Source organism: Bengtsoniella intestinalis (assembly GCF_039719005.1).
In the GTDB taxonomy this organism is placed as follows: Bacteria; Bacillota; Clostridia; order Oscillospirales; family Oscillospiraceae; genus Oscillibacter; species Oscillibacter intestinalis.
Map to the genome: position 1 here is coordinate 2,967,906 of NZ_CP133584.1, position 16,288 is coordinate 2,984,193.

Annotated in this window: 15 protein-coding genes; 3 read left to right on the top strand and 12 right to left on the bottom strand. The window is 46.8% G+C overall.

All coding sequences use genetic code 11. The features are described 5' to 3' along the window. Positions 1 to 25 precede the first annotated feature (25 nt). A complete protein-coding gene (locus tag RFF05_RS14220; protein WP_409967703.1) occupies positions 26 to 556 on the bottom strand; it encodes a hypothetical protein in 531 nt (176 codons plus the stop codon). 94 nt (positions 557 to 650) lie between these two features. On the opposite strand from RFF05_RS14220, the gene RFF05_RS14225 reads away from it, so the two are divergent. Beyond that, on the top strand, positions 651 to 1,034 hold the full coding sequence (locus tag RFF05_RS14225; protein ID WP_409967704.1) for a PBECR2 nuclease fold domain-containing protein: 384 nt from the start codon (positions 651 to 653) through the stop codon (positions 1,032 to 1,034). Positions 1,035 to 1,234: 200 nt separating this feature from the next. On the opposite strand, the gene RFF05_RS14230 is transcribed toward RFF05_RS14225, so the two are convergent. From RFF05_RS14230 to RFF05_RS14250, 5 genes are all read right to left on the bottom strand, one after another. Then, entirely contained in the window at positions 1,235 to 2,191 is a 957-nt protein-coding gene (locus RFF05_RS14230) for a replication initiator protein A (RefSeq protein WP_409967705.1), read from the bottom strand. A 16-nt stretch (positions 2,192 to 2,207) separates the two neighbouring features. After that, positions 2,208 to 4,274, bottom strand: a complete 2,067-nt coding sequence (locus RFF05_RS14235; RefSeq protein ID WP_409967706.1) for a VirD4-like conjugal transfer protein, CD1115 family — start codon at positions 4,272 to 4,274, stop codon at positions 2,208 to 2,210. Next, the gene (locus tag RFF05_RS14240) at positions 4,198 to 5,307 is read right to left on the bottom strand and encodes a hypothetical protein (RefSeq protein WP_409967707.1); all 1,110 of its coding nucleotides are present in this window, start codon (positions 5,305 to 5,307) and stop codon (positions 4,198 to 4,200) included. The genes RFF05_RS14235 and RFF05_RS14240 overlap by 77 nt, the downstream gene beginning before the upstream one ends. Positions 5,308 to 5,596: 289 nt before the next feature. Further along, positions 5,597 to 6,268 carry a hypothetical protein gene (locus RFF05_RS14245; RefSeq protein ID WP_409967708.1) on the bottom strand — a complete coding sequence of 224 codons (672 nt, stop codon included), beginning with the start codon at positions 6,266 to 6,268 and terminating at the stop codon, positions 5,597 to 5,599. Continuing rightward, positions 6,265 to 8,211 (bottom strand): VirB4 family type IV secretion system protein, encoded by a 1,947-nt coding sequence (locus RFF05_RS14250; protein ID WP_409967709.1) that lies wholly within the window; start codon positions 8,209 to 8,211, stop codon positions 6,265 to 6,267. The genes RFF05_RS14245 and RFF05_RS14250 overlap by 4 nt, the downstream gene beginning before the upstream one ends. A gap of 134 nt (positions 8,212 to 8,345) precedes the next feature. On the opposite strand from RFF05_RS14250, the gene RFF05_RS14255 reads away from it, so the two are divergent. Both RFF05_RS14255 and RFF05_RS14260 read left to right on the top strand, forming a co-directional pair. Further along, positions 8,346 to 8,969 carry a hypothetical protein gene (locus RFF05_RS14255; protein ID WP_409967710.1) on the top strand — a complete coding sequence of 208 codons (624 nt, stop codon included), beginning with the start codon at positions 8,346 to 8,348 and terminating at the stop codon, positions 8,967 to 8,969. After that, on the top strand, positions 8,941 to 9,165 hold the full coding sequence (locus RFF05_RS14260; protein ID WP_409967711.1) for a DUF6718 family protein: 225 nt from the start codon (positions 8,941 to 8,943) through the stop codon (positions 9,163 to 9,165). Before RFF05_RS14255 ends, RFF05_RS14260 begins: the two co-directional genes overlap by 29 nt. 114 nt (positions 9,166 to 9,279) lie before the next feature. On the opposite strand, the gene RFF05_RS14265 is transcribed toward RFF05_RS14260, so the two are convergent. From RFF05_RS14265 to ltrA, 6 genes are all read right to left on the bottom strand, one after another. Next, positions 9,280 to 9,957 (bottom strand): hypothetical protein, encoded by a 678-nt coding sequence (locus RFF05_RS14265; protein WP_409967712.1) that lies wholly within the window; start codon positions 9,955 to 9,957, stop codon positions 9,280 to 9,282. Further along, positions 9,954 to 10,256 (bottom strand): hypothetical protein, encoded by a 303-nt coding sequence (locus RFF05_RS14270; RefSeq protein ID WP_409967713.1) that lies wholly within the window; start codon positions 10,254 to 10,256, stop codon positions 9,954 to 9,956. The genes RFF05_RS14265 and RFF05_RS14270 overlap by 4 nt, the downstream gene beginning before the upstream one ends. Next, positions 10,253 to 10,501 carry a hypothetical protein gene (locus tag RFF05_RS14275; protein WP_409967714.1) on the bottom strand — a complete coding sequence of 83 codons (249 nt, stop codon included), beginning with the start codon at positions 10,499 to 10,501 and terminating at the stop codon, positions 10,253 to 10,255. The genes RFF05_RS14270 and RFF05_RS14275 overlap by 4 nt, the downstream gene beginning before the upstream one ends. Positions 10,502 to 10,515: 14 nt before the next feature. Further along, positions 10,516 to 11,820, bottom strand: coding sequence for a hypothetical protein (locus tag RFF05_RS14280; RefSeq protein WP_409967715.1), 1,305 nt, complete (start codon positions 11,818 to 11,820; stop codon positions 10,516 to 10,518). Further along, positions 11,813 to 13,843 carry a hypothetical protein gene (locus RFF05_RS14285; RefSeq protein ID WP_409967716.1) on the bottom strand — a complete coding sequence of 677 codons (2,031 nt, stop codon included), beginning with the start codon at positions 13,841 to 13,843 and terminating at the stop codon, positions 11,813 to 11,815. Before RFF05_RS14285 ends, RFF05_RS14280 begins: the two co-directional genes overlap by 8 nt. A 248-nt stretch (positions 13,844 to 14,091) precedes the next feature. Further along, complete coding sequence (gene ltrA, locus RFF05_RS14290; protein WP_409967717.1) at positions 14,092 to 15,918, bottom strand: group II intron reverse transcriptase/maturase; 1,827 nt, start codon at positions 15,916 to 15,918, stop codon at positions 14,092 to 14,094. Positions 15,919 to 16,288: the final 370 nt, after the last annotated feature.

Here is a 16,288-nt window from a genome sequence, read left to right on the forward strand (position 1 = left end):
ACATAATATCCTCCATAAAATTTATTCATCCTACGCTACCAGCAAAAAAACGGTGAGTACCATCTTCTTGTCTCATAGCGAAAAAATGCTTATAGGGTAACGTTCCCACTTGGGGCAAGGTGTCGTTTTCTATGAGAAATACCACTCGATCTCCTGAGAGTGGCATCCATTGAAATACTGTTTCTGGGCTAAATGGGACAATGGAAAAGGGATGGATTTCTTGCCCTTTCGGGATGGAAAACCGCAGTAGGACAGGCTTTTTCCAATTCCCAGCAATCATGGGTGACTGTGTGCCAGCCAAGGCAATCATCAAGTCGATGGCTTCTAAAAATTGAGGCGATACAGGGCGAATACCGCCCCACATCACAATGTCTCCCTGCATACGCACCCGTCCATGGCGATTCACAAGCTGTGCCAGCATAGGCGTAATGCGTCTGGTATCCACTTCGGATAGCTTGTCTTGCATATTGATTAACGCGAGGATTTGATCGGTGCGGATATAGCCCACATGTTCTAAAATAGCGAGGATGGCCTTTTGGCCAAATGATAAAATCATATCGTGTCTCCTTTGCTTTGGTGTTTGGTATATTTACAACTATGGTGTTTTGTGATAAAATACAGTTAGAAATAGAACTTGGAGTAACAAGTGAATGAATAAATTGTTATCTACAGAGCGCATTGGACGAGTTGTACCCTTGGTTGTCAACTTACTAGAACTGGAACATCCAATTGATGACACTATCTATATTGGTGAATCTAATCGAAACCACATGGCAGACACACATCCTGAAGATTACAAAAAATACGGTGGATTTATTGCAGATATTCTTCAGGCTCCTGACTATATCGGCCAAAACCCAAAAGATAATTCTATTGAATATGTGAAAGAATTTGTTTTAGATGGGGAGTTTGTAAAAGTCGCTGTCCGTGTTTCAGGCGCTGGTCGCTTTTATGCTCGTAGCCTCTATGTGCTAAATAAACGTCGTACACAAAACTTTATTGCAAATGGCACTCTGAAAAAAGTAAGTACTTAAGTATTTCTTGACAGATTTGCAATCAAACTGTATAATAAAACTATAGCAACATATCCTATCATGAGCGTACTTAGAGGACGGAACGGGCAGCCGTCGCCCTTGGTTTGGAGATGTGGGAACTGTCACCCCACCTAAGCACGACTCAAACAGGACAGGCGGACACCTTCGGGCGTCTGCCTGTTTTTTTGTTTTCTCCTTTTCTACCATCCAGGGGACAGACCCTCGTAGAAGCCTTGTTGGCGTTCTTGGATGGTGTTCATGATGGTGGCCATGGTGTAAGCCAGTGGGTTTCGAATGGTGCGACTATCGCTGGAAAGTAGCTTTTCTTCTGTCCAGCGAAGTACCTCCCAGTCAAGATGCTGTAAGATAGCGTGTATTTGGTTTTGCGCTAGTAGCTTGTCACCCAAGCGATAGAGCTTGGTGTTGAATAATTGGGTGATGGCTTGGGTAAAGCAGCGTTCCAATTCCTCAGAAAAAGAAAATAAATCGCAGTTTTGCAAAATGTCGTCTAGCGTCAATGGCGGTGGTTCGTCACCCGCCCCAGACTGACTGACTTCATTCTGACTAAAATCAATATGACTCTTTTCTTTATGACTAGAGGGCGAATATGGCACCTCCAAAGCCGCCTCATTGACGGTTCTGGGGGTGCCTCTTTCACGGTTTTGCGAGGGTATCTGTGGAGGTTCTGGAACAGCATCCTCCTCCAGAACCTCCAAAACGGCAGGTTTGCAACCGCCTTCGTCTGGGTCTAAAAAAGGTGCACTGGTATAACTGCTGTCTTCCATGGGGGTGACCTGAGCCAAATAAATATGATTGGCAGAACCCAGTCCATTGCGTTTTTCCCAGATGAGTTTGCGGGAAATCAAGGTGCGAAAGGCGGTTGTAATCCGCTTTTCACAGATGCGGAGTTCTTGAGCCAGTTCTTTGCGAGGGAAAATCACAAAGACTTCCCCATGGTCATTGAGCCACCCATTTCTACGAGAAAGCTGGAAGCGATTGAGCAAAAACACATAGGTCATTTTGGCTTCTAAATTCATATCAGCATAGCGTGGGTCTGAAAATAACCATCGAGGTGTTTGTAGGTGATACACTTTTTGGATTTCCTCTTGTCCCATCAAAGGGAACTGAGGGCGACTTTTCATTTGGGGGTGTTTCATGGTCGTTTCTCCTCGTCTATCTTAAATTACGGACATCGTCCAAGGTGATTTCAGCAAAGCCCAAGGGCTGGTCGGGGGATAACGCTGGAAAATTGGGCTTTGGGGGAGCTGGATGTTTCGATTTTGGTTTGGGCATCGGTGGCGGTGTTGGTGCTGGTGTTGGTGGCGGTGCTGACCGTGGTGGTTGTACAACCTCCTGTCGCCACAGAGGAATGTGGTCGCCCACAGGAGTAAAGTGGAGCTGGGCAAAGGCGGTGAATTCGTCTGGGATGATTTTGTACAGCATCATCGGCTTTTGCCCCCGTAGGAACACCAGACATTTGGCATTGTCCATTTGTAGTATTTCATCGGGCATCATAAGAGCACGCTGGGTATTGCTTTTTGTTTGGGAATAGGGTCTGGTGGTGGCATAGATGGGTGAAAAAAGTGGCGTCAAAGGAAACTGATTATTTTGGACACAGATGGTCACCGTGCCACATTTTTTGGAGATGTATTCCGCTGTTTTCTGGTCGTTACACCCCAAACAGATTTGCACATCTGAGTTGCCAATCAATTCCTCCCATTCATTGCGTGGGTACCGTTCAGAGAGTTGTGCTATGGATTGCACAATGATTTGACAATAGATGCCACGGCTACGGCAGACAGACAGCACCTTCTTAAAATCGGTCAGCTTGCCGATATTACAAAATTCTTCCAAGCATACATTGACGGTGGTAGGCAGTCGTCCACCTTTGCAATTGCGCCGTGCATAGCCCATCAACCGTGTAAATAACTGAGAGAAAAAGAGGGAGCTGAGAAATTCCAAGCTACTGTCTTGGTCGGAAATGGCGCAAAAGTAGGCACAGGGTTTCTGCCCTGGGAGGGTGAGGTCGATTTCATGGTAAGCACTGATTTTATCCACCAGAGGATTTTGGAACACAGAGAGGCGGTTGCCTAAGCCAATGGCGATGTTGCCCCAGATTTGACGATTGGCTTGCTTGAACAAGCCGTAGGGTGCTTTGGCTGGATGTCCTACAGGGAGACCACTAAAGGTTTCATCTAGGCGTTGCAAGCTTTCATTGGATAGCAGTCGATAGATGGCACCCAGACTGCGCTGTTGGACTGGGAGAGGTTGTCCACGAGTATCACATAGGCCACGGACGTAGTGAATCATGGCAACCAATAGATTGAGTTCTGCTTTGGCCCAGAAATCTTGGGTTTCTTTTTCGCCAGAGGTATTGTTGATAATTACCTCCGCAATGGCCTGTACCATGTTGGGGTCGTCACCATCGTCAGCTAGACAGTTCCAAGCGTCGCTGTTCTCCATGTCCAGTAGGTTGAACAGGCGGACTTCATAGCCTTGGTCACGCAGATAGCCCGACATGGTTTCGTAGAATTCTCCCTTGGGGTCTACCAGTACCAAACTGTCTTTGCGTTTGGCACACTGTAAGATAAATGGCTTTACGAACCCACGACTTTTACCGCTACCTGTGGCACCGTAAATCATGGTGTGTTCGGTCAGCCTCGTGTTGGGGCGCAGGGTAATGTATTCAGCATAGCGATTGTCGTCCAAGGGATGTTCTTTTTGTTTACCCAAAACGGTGCCATCTAAATTGGACAGCGGCTCTGTGAATACCACCTGCTCCTGCTCTTTTTTGCTCATAAAACCGCTGGTGCCATGGGTGCCATCTGGTAGAATGTGAAACCCTCGTGGGTCTTTGATAAAACGATAGCCAGAAAATTTGGAATACCCTTTCTTGGTAATCAGGCAGATGAGCAAAACGGATATGGCGGTGATACCCAATCCGTAGGGCGTGAAAACAGCGAAGAAATTGAAGAAGGGGTTGAATACCCAAATGCTCTCAATTTCCTCGCCTGCGGTGTTGAATGTGGATGCCGTTCCCAAATGGACAGAGTTGATGAACATACCATAGAGATACCAAGCCAGTGTGCCCATAGGGATATAAAAAATCAGTTTTTCTCTATTGCGGTCTAGCCAACGACCAGCTTTCTTCTCAAGGCGACCTTCATTTTTTTCCACCAGAGCGGCTAGGCTTTTCAGTAAATTTGATGGGCGGAGCATAGACAACTTCTCCTTTGTCATTGATATAGGCACCATCTTCCACCCACTGCTTTGGGCCGACAGTTTCAAAGAATTGTTCTAAAGCACTGTCTGTCAATTTATATACCTTTCCCTTTTGAGTGGCTTCATAACGGCTGTGGAGGACGTTGCTCACTTGGGATTCCAACGCCACGATGTGGATAAACCCTTCAGTGGCACCTCGGTCTAGCCGTTTGAGATCCATATCCACCGCCACATAGAAAGGCTGTCCATTGTAAAGTGCGTCACAATCTAAGGTAAGTGGTGGCGGTGCATAGTGGGAGGCCAAGGTAATCCACGCCAATAGACTGCGGTGGTCTGGCGCTCTTAGGATGCTGAGTTGCAGGGCACCTACGGCATCACAGGTCATGAGGTGAATGGGGATGGTGCTCTTGGCATAGGCCACGCTGTAAGGCACAAGACGGTTGATTTTAGATGGCAATGGCTTGAACAGTTCCCCTAGTAATGCTTCATAGCTAGGAGCTGCAAAGAGAAAGGCTGGCTTGCCCACTTGGTACAGCTGAGGATGTCGGGCAAAGATAGCCACTTCATCAGATAGTGCCATATCCCCAATGTTAGGGCAAACATAATGAATGCCATAGAGGGTGCCATCTAGCAAGGATAATCCAGCAATGCGACTGCTCCCCCAGTGGTTGATGCCTCGACCACGGGTGGTGGCTGAAAGGAATACACCAGCCCTAGAAGTCAGAAATTGTGGATCGGAGAGGAACACAGATAGCCCAGCTTTATAGGCGGTGCATAGCAGTGAGGATAACCGTAAGCGACGCTGTATATCGGATGGATGGTACGAGGGGGAGATGGCAGGGGGAAGACTTAAACAGTGGGCATCTAAAAATGTTTGTCCTTTTGCTGTTAACACCATGGAACCACTTGCTGTATGATGGGCGATAAAACCGCACCCTTGCAGATGGGAAAGTTCGGCGGATGAAAATAGAGCCACCAGATCGTCTTGACGGATGTAACGGCAGAAGCGAAGTAGTTTTAATACATGAAAATCTCGAATGCTCAATAACACAAAATGCTCCTTATATGATAGTGGGCGCTTGTACGATGATGTTCCTGCCACGCTGGAAACGGCCCTTCCATCCTCCAGATGGAACGACCGTTTCCAGCGTTTACGGAAGTTTCAAATCGGGACCACCCGATGCCCCTACCCAGTAGTCGGGTGCATTACGTCCGTTGTCTCCTAGTTGACGGGCGGAAAGTCAATGATAGCAGGCATTTGGGTACGCTGTGTGGAGTCGGGTAGCCCTGATTTGAAACTTCCGTGGAAGGACTATGAATTCACCCTGTCAACCGATGGGTCAAAACCCACGATAAAGCAGTTGTGTGGTGTAATTAAATTCACGCAGTGCAAAGAAATCGGGTAAATCTTGAGGCCGTAAAATGGTGATATGGCAGACGCTTTCTGTCGATGTCTTGGACAGAAGTACCACCCCTAAATGGTACTGGTCATCGTCCAAAACCAGCCTGCCTTTGATGGCATTGGACACCGCCTTCCACCCTTTGTTATCTTGGTCATAAATGTGTCGGCCTTCGATGTTGCTGTGTTCGTCTAGCACCAAAACCGCCTGTTCAAAGTAGGGCAGTTTACCGCCTTGTCGCTCATAATCGTCCAATAAACGTCTCATTGTATCGGTTAAATAGCTAGGGGTTTTGTAACGACAATGAGGAAGTAAGCCATTCAATCGGATGTGAAGCCATTGGTCTTCAATCAATTCTACCAAACCTGCCATCTGGATGGGCTCTAGGGTGGGCTTGCCTGGGACGGACATCAAGGTGGTGTGACGCTCGCAAAGATTGCGGACTTGCAGGGTAGCTTGTTCAAAATGAGTGGCTATTTTTGATAATAGCTGGCTACGCTGTTCTGGATCGCTTTGCCCGTAACTGGGAAGGCATACCAGTGAACCAGTGATGGCAAAGGCGTCGCTGAGCAGGGTTTGGATTTGCTGTAAATCTTGTTTTATATCAGTCATAGGCTGTTCCTTTCTCCACGCATACGCAAATCTGTGGGTGATGTGGTGATGGCGTTATATTCTCGACGGGTGGCGTGGAAGGCAATGGGGACATGGTTATAGCCGATGCAAAGAAGCCCTTCTCCACGGCGAAACCGTGTAATCTGGCGCACTTCATCTTCGGATAGATTTAGCACATTTTGGATTAGCCGTGCTTCTTGCTCTTCCATCTGCATCACCAATTTGATACGACTGGAATCCAAAATGCCTTTGCCGTATTTACCGCCCTCAAGCCCGAACAAGTCTTGCATCCCTTGGGTGGAAGTGATGGCGATACCGCCCAGACCACGGATGGTTTTCACCATTTCTTGTACGAAGGCTGCTGCTAGAGGGTTGGAATTTGCCCCCACTAGCGCCCATAATTCGTCTGCAATTAAGGCAGACAAGGAGGACCCTGCCCCCATGATGAGGTCACTGGCAAGGTCGGTTGCCCAGAAGATGCCAGGGAGAATGAGGTCATCAGGCATTCCAGACGTATCCAGCACCAGATATTTACTGGCAACATCCACATTGGTTTTGCCACCCATAGAGGATGCCGAGCCTGTTACAAATCGGGTCAGCACCACTGCTAAATGCTTGGTTTCTGGTGTGTCAGATAGAACCTTGTGCCAGTCCGCTAGCGTGGGCATTTCCTTCACAGTGCCATCTTCATGGCGGAGGGTGGTGTTGTCAAAGCCGATGCCGTATTGTTCATAGCAGGTGACCAAGGATGTGTCTAAGTAGTTTTTATCTTCGTCGGTTAAATCACGCTTGAGCAGAGAGTAGAAAATAATCAAGCGAGAGATTTTGTCAGCCAGTACAGAGTCGTCACGGGTAGTCAGCTGGCGCAGGTGGGAATGGGCATCGAGGGACATACGGCGAATTTCCATGATGTTGATGCAGTCGGGTGAGGATGGAGACAAGCGGATGAATTGACCGCCGATTTCTTCGCACATAGGGCGAAATTCGTGACCTTTTTTGGGGACAATGTAAATGACTTGTTTGCCCTGTTGACGCAATCGCCCCCCAATGGTCTGCAAGGTAAATGTCTTGCCGGCCCCAGAGGAACCGCCAATCCATGTGTTGCCATTGGTGTAGCGGTAATCGTCGTAAAAATCCAGCAGGACTGGAGAGCGGTTGTACATATTAAGCCCTAAAAACACGCCGTTGCGGTCAGATAATTCATAAGAGGCAAAGGGAAAAGCGGCCGCCACTCCACTGGTGAGTGCGTTCCGCTTGGCTTTGCGTTCTATGTCGGGGGTTAAGGTGGACAGTGGTAGCATGGACAAAAACCCTTGCTCTTGGTGGTAATCGCAGCGTCGAGCCACCAGCTCCACGGAGGTGCAAAGATTTTCCACGGCGGTCACTCGCTGTTCCAAAGTAGCAGGATCATCAGCTACCACTTCCACAAGGCTGTGCATATAATAAAAGTCCTCTCCTTGACGGTTCATACGGTCCTTTAGCTCCAGCCCAGATGCAATGGCACTGTCTAGTTCTTCGTAATCCTGTCGTGTGTCTCCCACGTCTCTCATCCGAGAGCGGTTGAGCATGGTGGTTTGTGAGATTTTACCCAGCACTTGTTCTTTGGGTTGGCGTTGTACTAAAAAGTTAAGGCTGATACCCTCCCCAGCTTCCACCAGAGGGGTCAGCCAACCATGCCCCACCGTTGTGGGATAGCCAAAGCCAGTGAGATAGAGGTAAGCGTGATACACGTCGTCCACCACGATATAATCCCGACTTTTGGTGTCCACCATAGAGGGAGAAAGAATATCTAAGATGGTGGTAGAGCCAATGTCTAGGTCTGTGAGGATGGGGGTCTCTTTGACGAAACCGAGGCGCTTCCAAAGGCTAACCTTGTCGGATTTTTTAGGTTTTGCCTTGGATTTGGTGGGCTTTTTGGTTTGTGTAGTCTGATTTTTTGCCATAATGTTTGTCCTTTCGGTGTAAACAGGAAAATGAAAGCTTGCAATAACAGTAAAAATAGATATAATAGTAGTATAATAAAAGTTTGTGCAGAGCTACTTGATTTTGAAGTGGCTCCAAACGGTAAGGAGCTGCCATGATAAATGAGCTCAATAAAAATGGATTGACGATAGAACTCCTGCAAAAGCTATCGTATAAAAGTATGTTGGGACTCAGTTTTGCTAGAAGTCTGCATTCTTTCAATAAAGATCAGCTATTTGAGGAACTTGAAAAGGTCATTGTGTTTTATCAAATGGCAGAACAACTAGATGAAATCGCTTTAGACTATCGTATCAAAAGTATTGATTCTTGCGAGAGAAAATATCATAAAAATTACCCAGCCAATCGTTTAGAAAAAACATTTAACGATATCTTAGGCTTTCGGATGTTAGTGGATGGATATGACCCTTTATTTGAATTAACGGAAATAGATGGGTTTCGGTTGGTAGATATGAAAGATGGTAAGGCTAATGATGACGGCTATCGTGGAGTCCATCTATACTATCAAATCAATCATGGATATTATCCAATAGAAATACAAGCAAATTCTTATTATGACCGACAACTTAACAACTGGCTTCATAAATATATTTACAAAAAAGGATATAGCCAGATGGTAGGACAAATAATGCGTCTCCATTATGAAAGTGGAGAAATTCGCAATGAGCAAGCTTTTAAGGAGGTATTAGAAAATGTGCTATCTAATTGCAAAGAAATTTGATAAAACAGGCTGTATTGCTGTTCGCTCAAAGCACGGCAAGGTACTTGCAGATTTTACAACAAAACTGCAACGAGAGCTTGCGCCTCAAGCCATTCAATTGGTAACGATTAGTCGTCCTAGTGCATACGGAGAATATGAACCCTATGTGATTGTGGAAAATATGGAACAATTCGAGGTGAAAGCTCGGGTGTTATAACACCCATTGATTTGGACTTTTCTCCCAGATATCTGTGGAAACATACACATACTTGGGGTCGTTCTGTTTGTAAAAGCAGGCTCAAATTGAGCCTGCTTTTACTTTGCGCACTGTTCAATCTACATATATCCCATGGACTCTTGTAATCATATCAAACACACCAGCTGGCAGTTTTGTGCGTCGGCTGGTGGTTTTGCATATCCGTTCATAGAGTAGCTCTAGCACGCTGTTGTCAGCATACCGTGGCTCTAACACTTCCAAACCACAGTAGTCCAAATAGCGTTTGAGGGTGTCTGCTTCTTCGTTGACTCGTTTGGCGATGGACTTGGCTGTGGGCTGGAGAGGGCGCATTTGTGGCTCATACTGGAAGATGATAAAAAAGCGGTGGGTCATAGCATGGCTTTGGCCCAGTTCTCCGATTTTTATTAGATTGTCCTCAATCATAGATTGACACTCTGGAGTATCCTCCTTTTGGGCGTACCCTTCCATCCGCTTGATATAGCCGCTCATATCCGCCTTTTGGGTAATCACCTGCACTTGCAAGGTGTTGGGTGCAATTTTGAGAAAGGCGGCATAAGAAGCGATGATGGTTTCCCGTTCACTTTCTGGCTTTAGATAGAAGTTCAATGGCAATACTTCCAGAATTTTAATAAATCGTTTGTCTTTGGTGATGACGACCCCATCTACAATGGAGTGGATGGGTAGCCATCGCTGGATGCTTCCTTGATAGCTGGTGTCTTGGGCAATGTCACCTTTCACATGAGAGCCCAATAATAGTTCTTTTAGATTCATTTCTTCACCATTCCTCTGAAAAATAGTTGTTGTCGCTTCTGACGCCATCGCCACCAACCACCTACCCATTGTCCAAGGCTATCCCCTCCGATCCCCATGAGACCAAAGCCACCCAAGGGAATGATGACGGTGAGGATGACCACAATTTTAGGGCTAATGGGCAGATGGATATACTGGATGGCAAGGACGGTCACAGGCAACACCAAAAGCATAGTTTCAATGAGATTACGTAGGGGGAACATACCCAAAATACGGCCTGCATCTGTATAATTGGTGGGAATGCGATAGTAAGAGGTCATGGCGTCGCCTCCTCAAATAGCTTGTCTTTTACTTTTAGATAATCTTGCTCCAATTCTGATATAGCATCTTTTTTAGCCGATATTACTTGTTCAAGCGCCTTTTGATAGGATTGAATGGTTGGTTTGCTGGGGGAGCGCTGTCCCAATTCAAAGCGACTGACTTGTTGATGTCGATGGGGTAAATACCGCACAAGGATTTTTAGGGATAAGCCGTGTTTTAAGCGTAAGTATCGCAAATTGGTCATAGTGTAGTTCTCCTTTATGAGTAGTCAATATAGGGGATTTCGCACCAGTTTGTCCAGCCACGACCGTCTAGCTCCGTCATAACCACGCCGGATGTGGTGCCCATGGCTTCCACCACCATACCGTCACCCACGTAGACACCGATGTGTCCCGATTTCCAGACGGCGATGCCAGGAATGTCGGGGATGGTTGCAATTGGGCCAAATACTGTGGCGGATGAATACATCTGATTGGCACCGTAGTCGGGCATTCCGTTGATGGCGTAGCCAATGGTCAAATCATCTGTGTCGAGCCAGCCGTAGCCTTTGATTAACCCTACGCAGTCGGTAGTACGGCTGCCTAGATAGTTGGCTTGGATGAAGGATTCATAATTGCCCACACCGTCTGGATATTGGGACACTTTATAGTCCAACAGAGATTGAGTCAAAATGTTGCCATAGGTACCCCAGACGTAGCCCCAGCCGTTCTCCCATGCTTGTAGGGCGTAGGCGGCAAGGTCAGTGCTGTTTTTGGTGCCTGGGTCGGTGAAGCCAGAAATGTCAATGGTCGTTTCTGCTGTGCCGCCTGGGATGTAGGCGCCATTGTAGTCATCACCGTCGTAGCTTGGTGTGTAGCTGTCAAAACTATCGCCATACAAGGTGGCGGCATCACTTTGGGACAGACTTTCATACAGAGCCGTTGTCCAGAGGACTGCTTGGTCATCAAAAGACAAAATCTCCATCAATTGGGCAGGGTCAATGGCGTTAAAGGTAACGGTCAACACCGTGATGGAAATCTCCCCAGAGAGAATAGAGCCTAGTGATGGTTTATAGGAAATCCGACTGATGCTATATGCTTCCAAGCCGCCGCTGGACATGAGCCAGACATCTTGGCTGTTGGCGACGGATTGAATAGCCATCAACCAGTAGAAATCCTCAATGGTGAGGTTATTTATCACCTCAATGCGGTCAATTTCTGTCCCTTCTTCCCGATATTCCTCTGCCAGTTTGGTCACCACGCTGTCCATCCATGACAGCTCAAATTCCTCCAAATTCATGTAGGTGCTACCCAACAACATGGCTTGCTCGGTCATGGCTTCTAAGTCTCCGTCTATGGAACTATCAAAGCCAAAAAAGATGTTGGGAATGGAGATAAACACCACTAACGGAATGATGATGCACAACACCACTGTCCAGAGGGCGATTTTGATGAGTAGTGGGATAGACTCTTTCACGGCCGCCACCGCTGCACCATGGAGCCCAGCGGTGGCGGCTCCGTAGGCTATGTGGGCAAGAGATTTAGCGATTTGGGCGGCTTTATTGGAATTGTTAGGTTCACGCATCGTCCGTCCCTCCGTAGCGTCGGCTGTTACGGGTGGGGTTGCTTTTTTGTTTTGCCGATGCAGGGGGTGCCGGTACCTGTTTGCTTGTTCCATGAACTGTTGGTGCAGTATGAACTGAACTTACAGTTCTCCTTGTGGCCTCTACAGTTGGTGTTCCTGCCGTGCCGATGGGTGCCGTGGGCATTTTGATAGTTTGCCTAGAAGAGGTAGGGCGTTCCTGCTGGGCCGTGGGCGAGGATGGTTTGGCTGTTTGAGAAGATATTGCATGAGGTGCAGATTGGGTTCCTGCCGTGCCGTGCACGGTTGGCGCAGTATGATAGGTGCGTCTTGCTTCGCCTTCCTGCCCTGCCGTTGGTTGAGTGGTTGTGGTCATAGGTGTTCCTGCTGTGCCGTGATGGGGCGACACTGTATGGGTGCGATTTTGCACTGTTGCATCTCCGTGGGCAGCGGTTTGTTGTGTCACAGTTTGATTGCCACCCTTGATAGAAGTGGCAGACGTGGGGCGCTGGGTTTGACGGGTCGTTGCACTGTGATTAGACTGCTGTGTATTGGTTTGACCACCTTGGCTAGCGTGTTGATTGACAGTGTGGCTATTTTGGCCAGAAACTGTGGTTTGAGAGGTTGGTTTTGTTCCTGCTCTAGCTGTAACAGGGGTGGGTGGTTTGGTATAACTGGCACCCTGTTTTTGCCCTGCTGGTACTGATGTTTGTCGACTGGAATTGGATTGTCCTGTTTGCTGGTGCTGCTGCTGTTGGTTTTGGGATGGGCCGTATTGATTGGTTTCTTGGGGTTGTGGCGGTATCTGATTGGGTGTGCCAGCAGGATTTATCGTACTGCCAGCGGCGTGGTTGTTTTGGATAGATTGAGATGTGTCGCTGGTTTGAATCCCTTGTTGTGTCTGGGGCGGTTGCCCTGTGGGTGTCCCATGATTGGATTTGGTGGCTTGCGTTGCATGGTTTGCCTGCGTTGCTGTGTGAGCGTTTGCGCCTTGTTGAAACCCATTGGTTTGACTGGTCTGTGTTGCTTGCTGGGCTCCACTGCGAGAGGTGTTGGTCTGACTGCTGGTACTTCCACCATGGCGAAAATGGCTGGCAGAATTGGTGGATTTTGTTGATTTTCCACCACCACTTCCATTGTTAGAAGGCGTAGATTTACCCACAGCACTGGAAATTTGATTGGCCGCAGAACGGATGACCATATAACTCAGCACACCAGGCATAGCCCGACCAAGGCTATTCCCTGTGAGAGCAGGATTGAGTCCAATGCGAGAGATGATACCGTCAATTTTTTTAGCAACTTTTACAATACCAAACACCAGCACCATCCATGGAAATACATCTAGTCCACTGGGAACAGTGGATAACACAGACAGAAGCATTTTAAGAAACATCATATTTGACACCATGACAAAACACATGGAGCCAAACATACGGCACCAGCCTGTGAAAATATCCATGGTATTTTTACTCCCACCCATAGAAAAAGCCAGTGGTGCGCAAAGGGTTAAAAAAGCTAAAATGATATACCGCTCCGCTATTTCTACTACCAATTTAAGGGTGTGTATCATTACAAAAATGCCACAGATAATCACCAACAGCCAAGCGGCAGTCAAAGTACCAAATACGGACTCATCTACAAGGGAAACGTTGATGGCACTTGGGATGCCCAGTAGGTCGATAATGGTTTGAGTGAGATTTAATCCAATTTCGCAGATTTCTGGACTGACCACCAGCAAAAAGGCGAATACAAAGGTGCGTGTAAAAAGCATGGCTGGGTCTTCTGCCTCAAAGCCAATGCCAGCCAGCATGGACTTCAACGCTTGAAACGCTAGATTGCCAATGAGTAGAGCCCAGCCCACTGCCAGCAGAACATCTGCCATGTCTGGGATAATGGGCACATGGGCTTCTAGGTACGCAAAATCCATAGAAATGATGGAAAAGAGCGCCCCTACAAAGTAGTTCCAAATCTCCATAACCAGCCCATAAAACCATTGAATTAAACCTTGGAAAATAAGCTCCAGCAAGCAATCACCTCCCTGTGCTGGACACTTTTATTTAAGGTGTGAGCGTTGCCAAACCACTAAATAATGGTGCAATATAAGCGATAAAGGCACCGATGCCATTGATAATCGCCCATGCAACCCAGATGCGCTTGAATAGTGATAGGTAATCCTTTGAAGTTATACCCGAAAGGGCACACGTCTCCAGATTTTCCCCCACTCCGCACCGTGCGTGCGACTTTCACCGCACACGGCGCTCCATCGAGCATAATTTATGAGTTCAATTCACAATTTCCAACTAAGACACGAAGTTTATTTAGCTTCTCCAAAGATTGTTTATCAAGATTTAGTCTTATCAAATACTTAGCTATGGTTTCAAGTGTCGTTGCATGTATCAATTTATGTACCTGCTCCGTCACCATAATGAGATTTTTGTATTCATCCGTACCACCAAGGTGTTTGGGCTTTTTATGATGGATTTCCACGTTTCCAATTTGGAGTAATTCACCTGTTACACCACACATACCACGTTGTCCCACATAGAGGGAAAGGCGGTTATCATGCCACTGTGTCCCACTATCTTGCGTGGGGTATGTCATGAAGTACCGTAGCATTGTAAGGTCGATGGTTGTTAGGTTTTCGTGGATAAATGCTCTGCCTTCAGGCGTATAATCACACTTTCGCTGATTAAATCCCAATGGCGGACGGGTACGGATGTGGGATATGGGAAACAGTGCGATTTTTCGCACGAATATGACTTTGCCCCCATATCTACCATAATATCTGAGAAAGACTTTAGTTTTAGTTCCTTTGGATGTCGCTATCTTTTGGGTTCGATTGTACAGACACTTTTTGAGGTTGTAGGCAATGTCAGCAAAGTTGCGGCTTACCTCTGTGGCACAGCCGTAATAATTGTGCATTCCCAATACGATGGCATTATAATTCCAAATAGTCTGCAAGCCTTGTGAGTATTGCAGTTCTTTGATAGCATCACGCATGGTATTGGTACACTTTGTCACGGCTTTATCACGCATTTGTGATTTTGTGACCCATTTTTCACCCTTTTTATGAAGCTTGATTTTAATGCCTAGAAAATCCGAATAGCATCGTTTTAGGTTGACCACCTTTGACTTTTCTTCGCTGATTTCCAACTTCAGTCGTTCCCATAGCCACTGCTTTGTGGCGTGGAATAACTTGTCCGCTTCACTTCTGGTGCGACACATTAGTTTGAAATCGTCGGCATATCGGACGATGAAAACCTCTTTTAATCCCGTTTTCTTCAACGCTTGAAATTTGTGGCTTGTCTGGGTAAAGGATTTGCGTGTGGGATGGGTTTCCCATTGACTGCTAATCCACCAATCCAATTCATTGAGCACCACATTTGCTAAAAGTGGACTGAGGATGCCGCCTTGGGGAATGCCCTTTTGCGGTATCCCTATGCCCTGTATTTCTGTCTTCAGCATTTTGCCGAGGATACAAAGTAGGGTTTTATCTCGTATGCCCATGCTCCAAAGTTGTTTCATCAGTTTGGCATGGTCAACGTTGTCGAAAAAGCCACGGATGTCAATGTCCACTGCATAGGGTAGTTTCGCCACATTCATTAAGAACATGACCCTTGCTATGGCGTGGTGGGTACTGCGGTTCGGACGAAATCCGTAGCTGTGTTTATGGAACTTTGCTTCACAAATAGGTTCTAGTACCTGTTTGATGCACTGTTGAATGAGCCTGTCCTCGATGGTTGGAATACCTAGTGGTCGCTTTTTCCCATTGTCCTTTTCTATCTCCACCCTGCGTACTGCATGGGGGTGGAAGTCATTCAGTCGTCCATTGACATAGTGTGTCAATTCTTGTGGCGATAGATTTCCTATATGGGCAATGGTGTGACCATTTACCCCTTTTGTCCGACTTCCCTTGTTTTGCTTGATATTGCGATAGGCAAGTTGGATATTTTGCTCTGATAGGATAAGAGGTAATAGGTCTGAAAAAGTTTTGCCCTTTTGGGCATTGGCATATAAATCATCGAATACTTGCTGAGTGTTGTAATACTCGTTGTTACGAAGTGTCTGCTTCTTTTTGTGTTTGGTGTCTGTTGTTGTCACAGGTCGGCGTTCCTCCTTAATTTTAGGGAAGTATAGCCTCTATTAGTCGTACTCGAACCCTGTGTGTTTCTCGTGTTTCTACTGTGATTGATTTCATATTTCATGTTCGACTTGTGCCTATCCCTCCACTATGTTTCCATAGTTTCATCGGTACTGTGGCACTACTCTCACTGATATAAAGACAAGTTATATGCAATGCACTTTCCTTGTCACCACATCAAGGGGGTATGGCCCTCCGTGTCATCAGCTTTCCACGTTCCAGTCATCTTATCTGTACATCTACTTTTAGGTGCTTACCTTTAGGCCTGTTCGTCAGAAATTATCCATACCGCCTATAACGGTATAGGGTCGTTCGCAACTGGCAACTCTA

Bases quoted from the DNA above. Each gene is read 5' to 3' on its own strand.
- RFF05_RS14220 (WP_409967703.1), bottom strand. From the start codon at position 556: ATGATTTTATCATTTGGCCAAAAGGCCATCCTCGCTATTTTAGAACAT.
- RFF05_RS14225 (WP_409967704.1), top strand. From the start codon at position 651: ATGAATAAATTGTTATCTACAGAGCGCATTGGACGAGTTGTACCCTTG.
- RFF05_RS14230 (WP_409967705.1), bottom strand. From the start codon at position 2,191: ATGAAACACCCCCAAATGAAAAGTCGCCCTCAGTTCCCTTTGATGGGA.
- RFF05_RS14235 (WP_409967706.1), bottom strand. From the start codon at position 4,274: ATGACAAAGGAGAAGTTGTCTATGCTCCGCCCATCAAATTTACTGAAA.
- RFF05_RS14245 (WP_409967708.1), bottom strand. From the start codon at position 6,268: ATGACTGATATAAAACAAGATTTACAGCAAATCCAAACCCTGCTCAGC.
- RFF05_RS14250 (WP_409967709.1), bottom strand. From the start codon at position 8,211: ATGGCAAAAAATCAGACTACACAAACCAAAAAGCCCACCAAATCCAAG.
- RFF05_RS14255 (WP_409967710.1), top strand. From the start codon at position 8,346: ATGATAAATGAGCTCAATAAAAATGGATTGACGATAGAACTCCTGCAA.
- RFF05_RS14260 (WP_409967711.1), top strand. From the start codon at position 8,941: ATGTGCTATCTAATTGCAAAGAAATTTGATAAAACAGGCTGTATTGCT.
- RFF05_RS14265 (WP_409967712.1), bottom strand. From the start codon at position 9,957: ATGAATCTAAAAGAACTATTATTGGGCTCTCATGTGAAAGGTGACATT.
- RFF05_RS14270 (WP_409967713.1), bottom strand. From the start codon at position 10,256: ATGACCTCTTACTATCGCATTCCCACCAATTATACAGATGCAGGCCGT.
- RFF05_RS14275 (WP_409967714.1), bottom strand. From the start codon at position 10,501: ATGACCAATTTGCGATACTTACGCTTAAAACACGGCTTATCCCTAAAA.
- RFF05_RS14280 (WP_409967715.1), bottom strand. From the start codon at position 11,820: ATGCGTGAACCTAACAATTCCAATAAAGCCGCCCAAATCGCTAAATCT.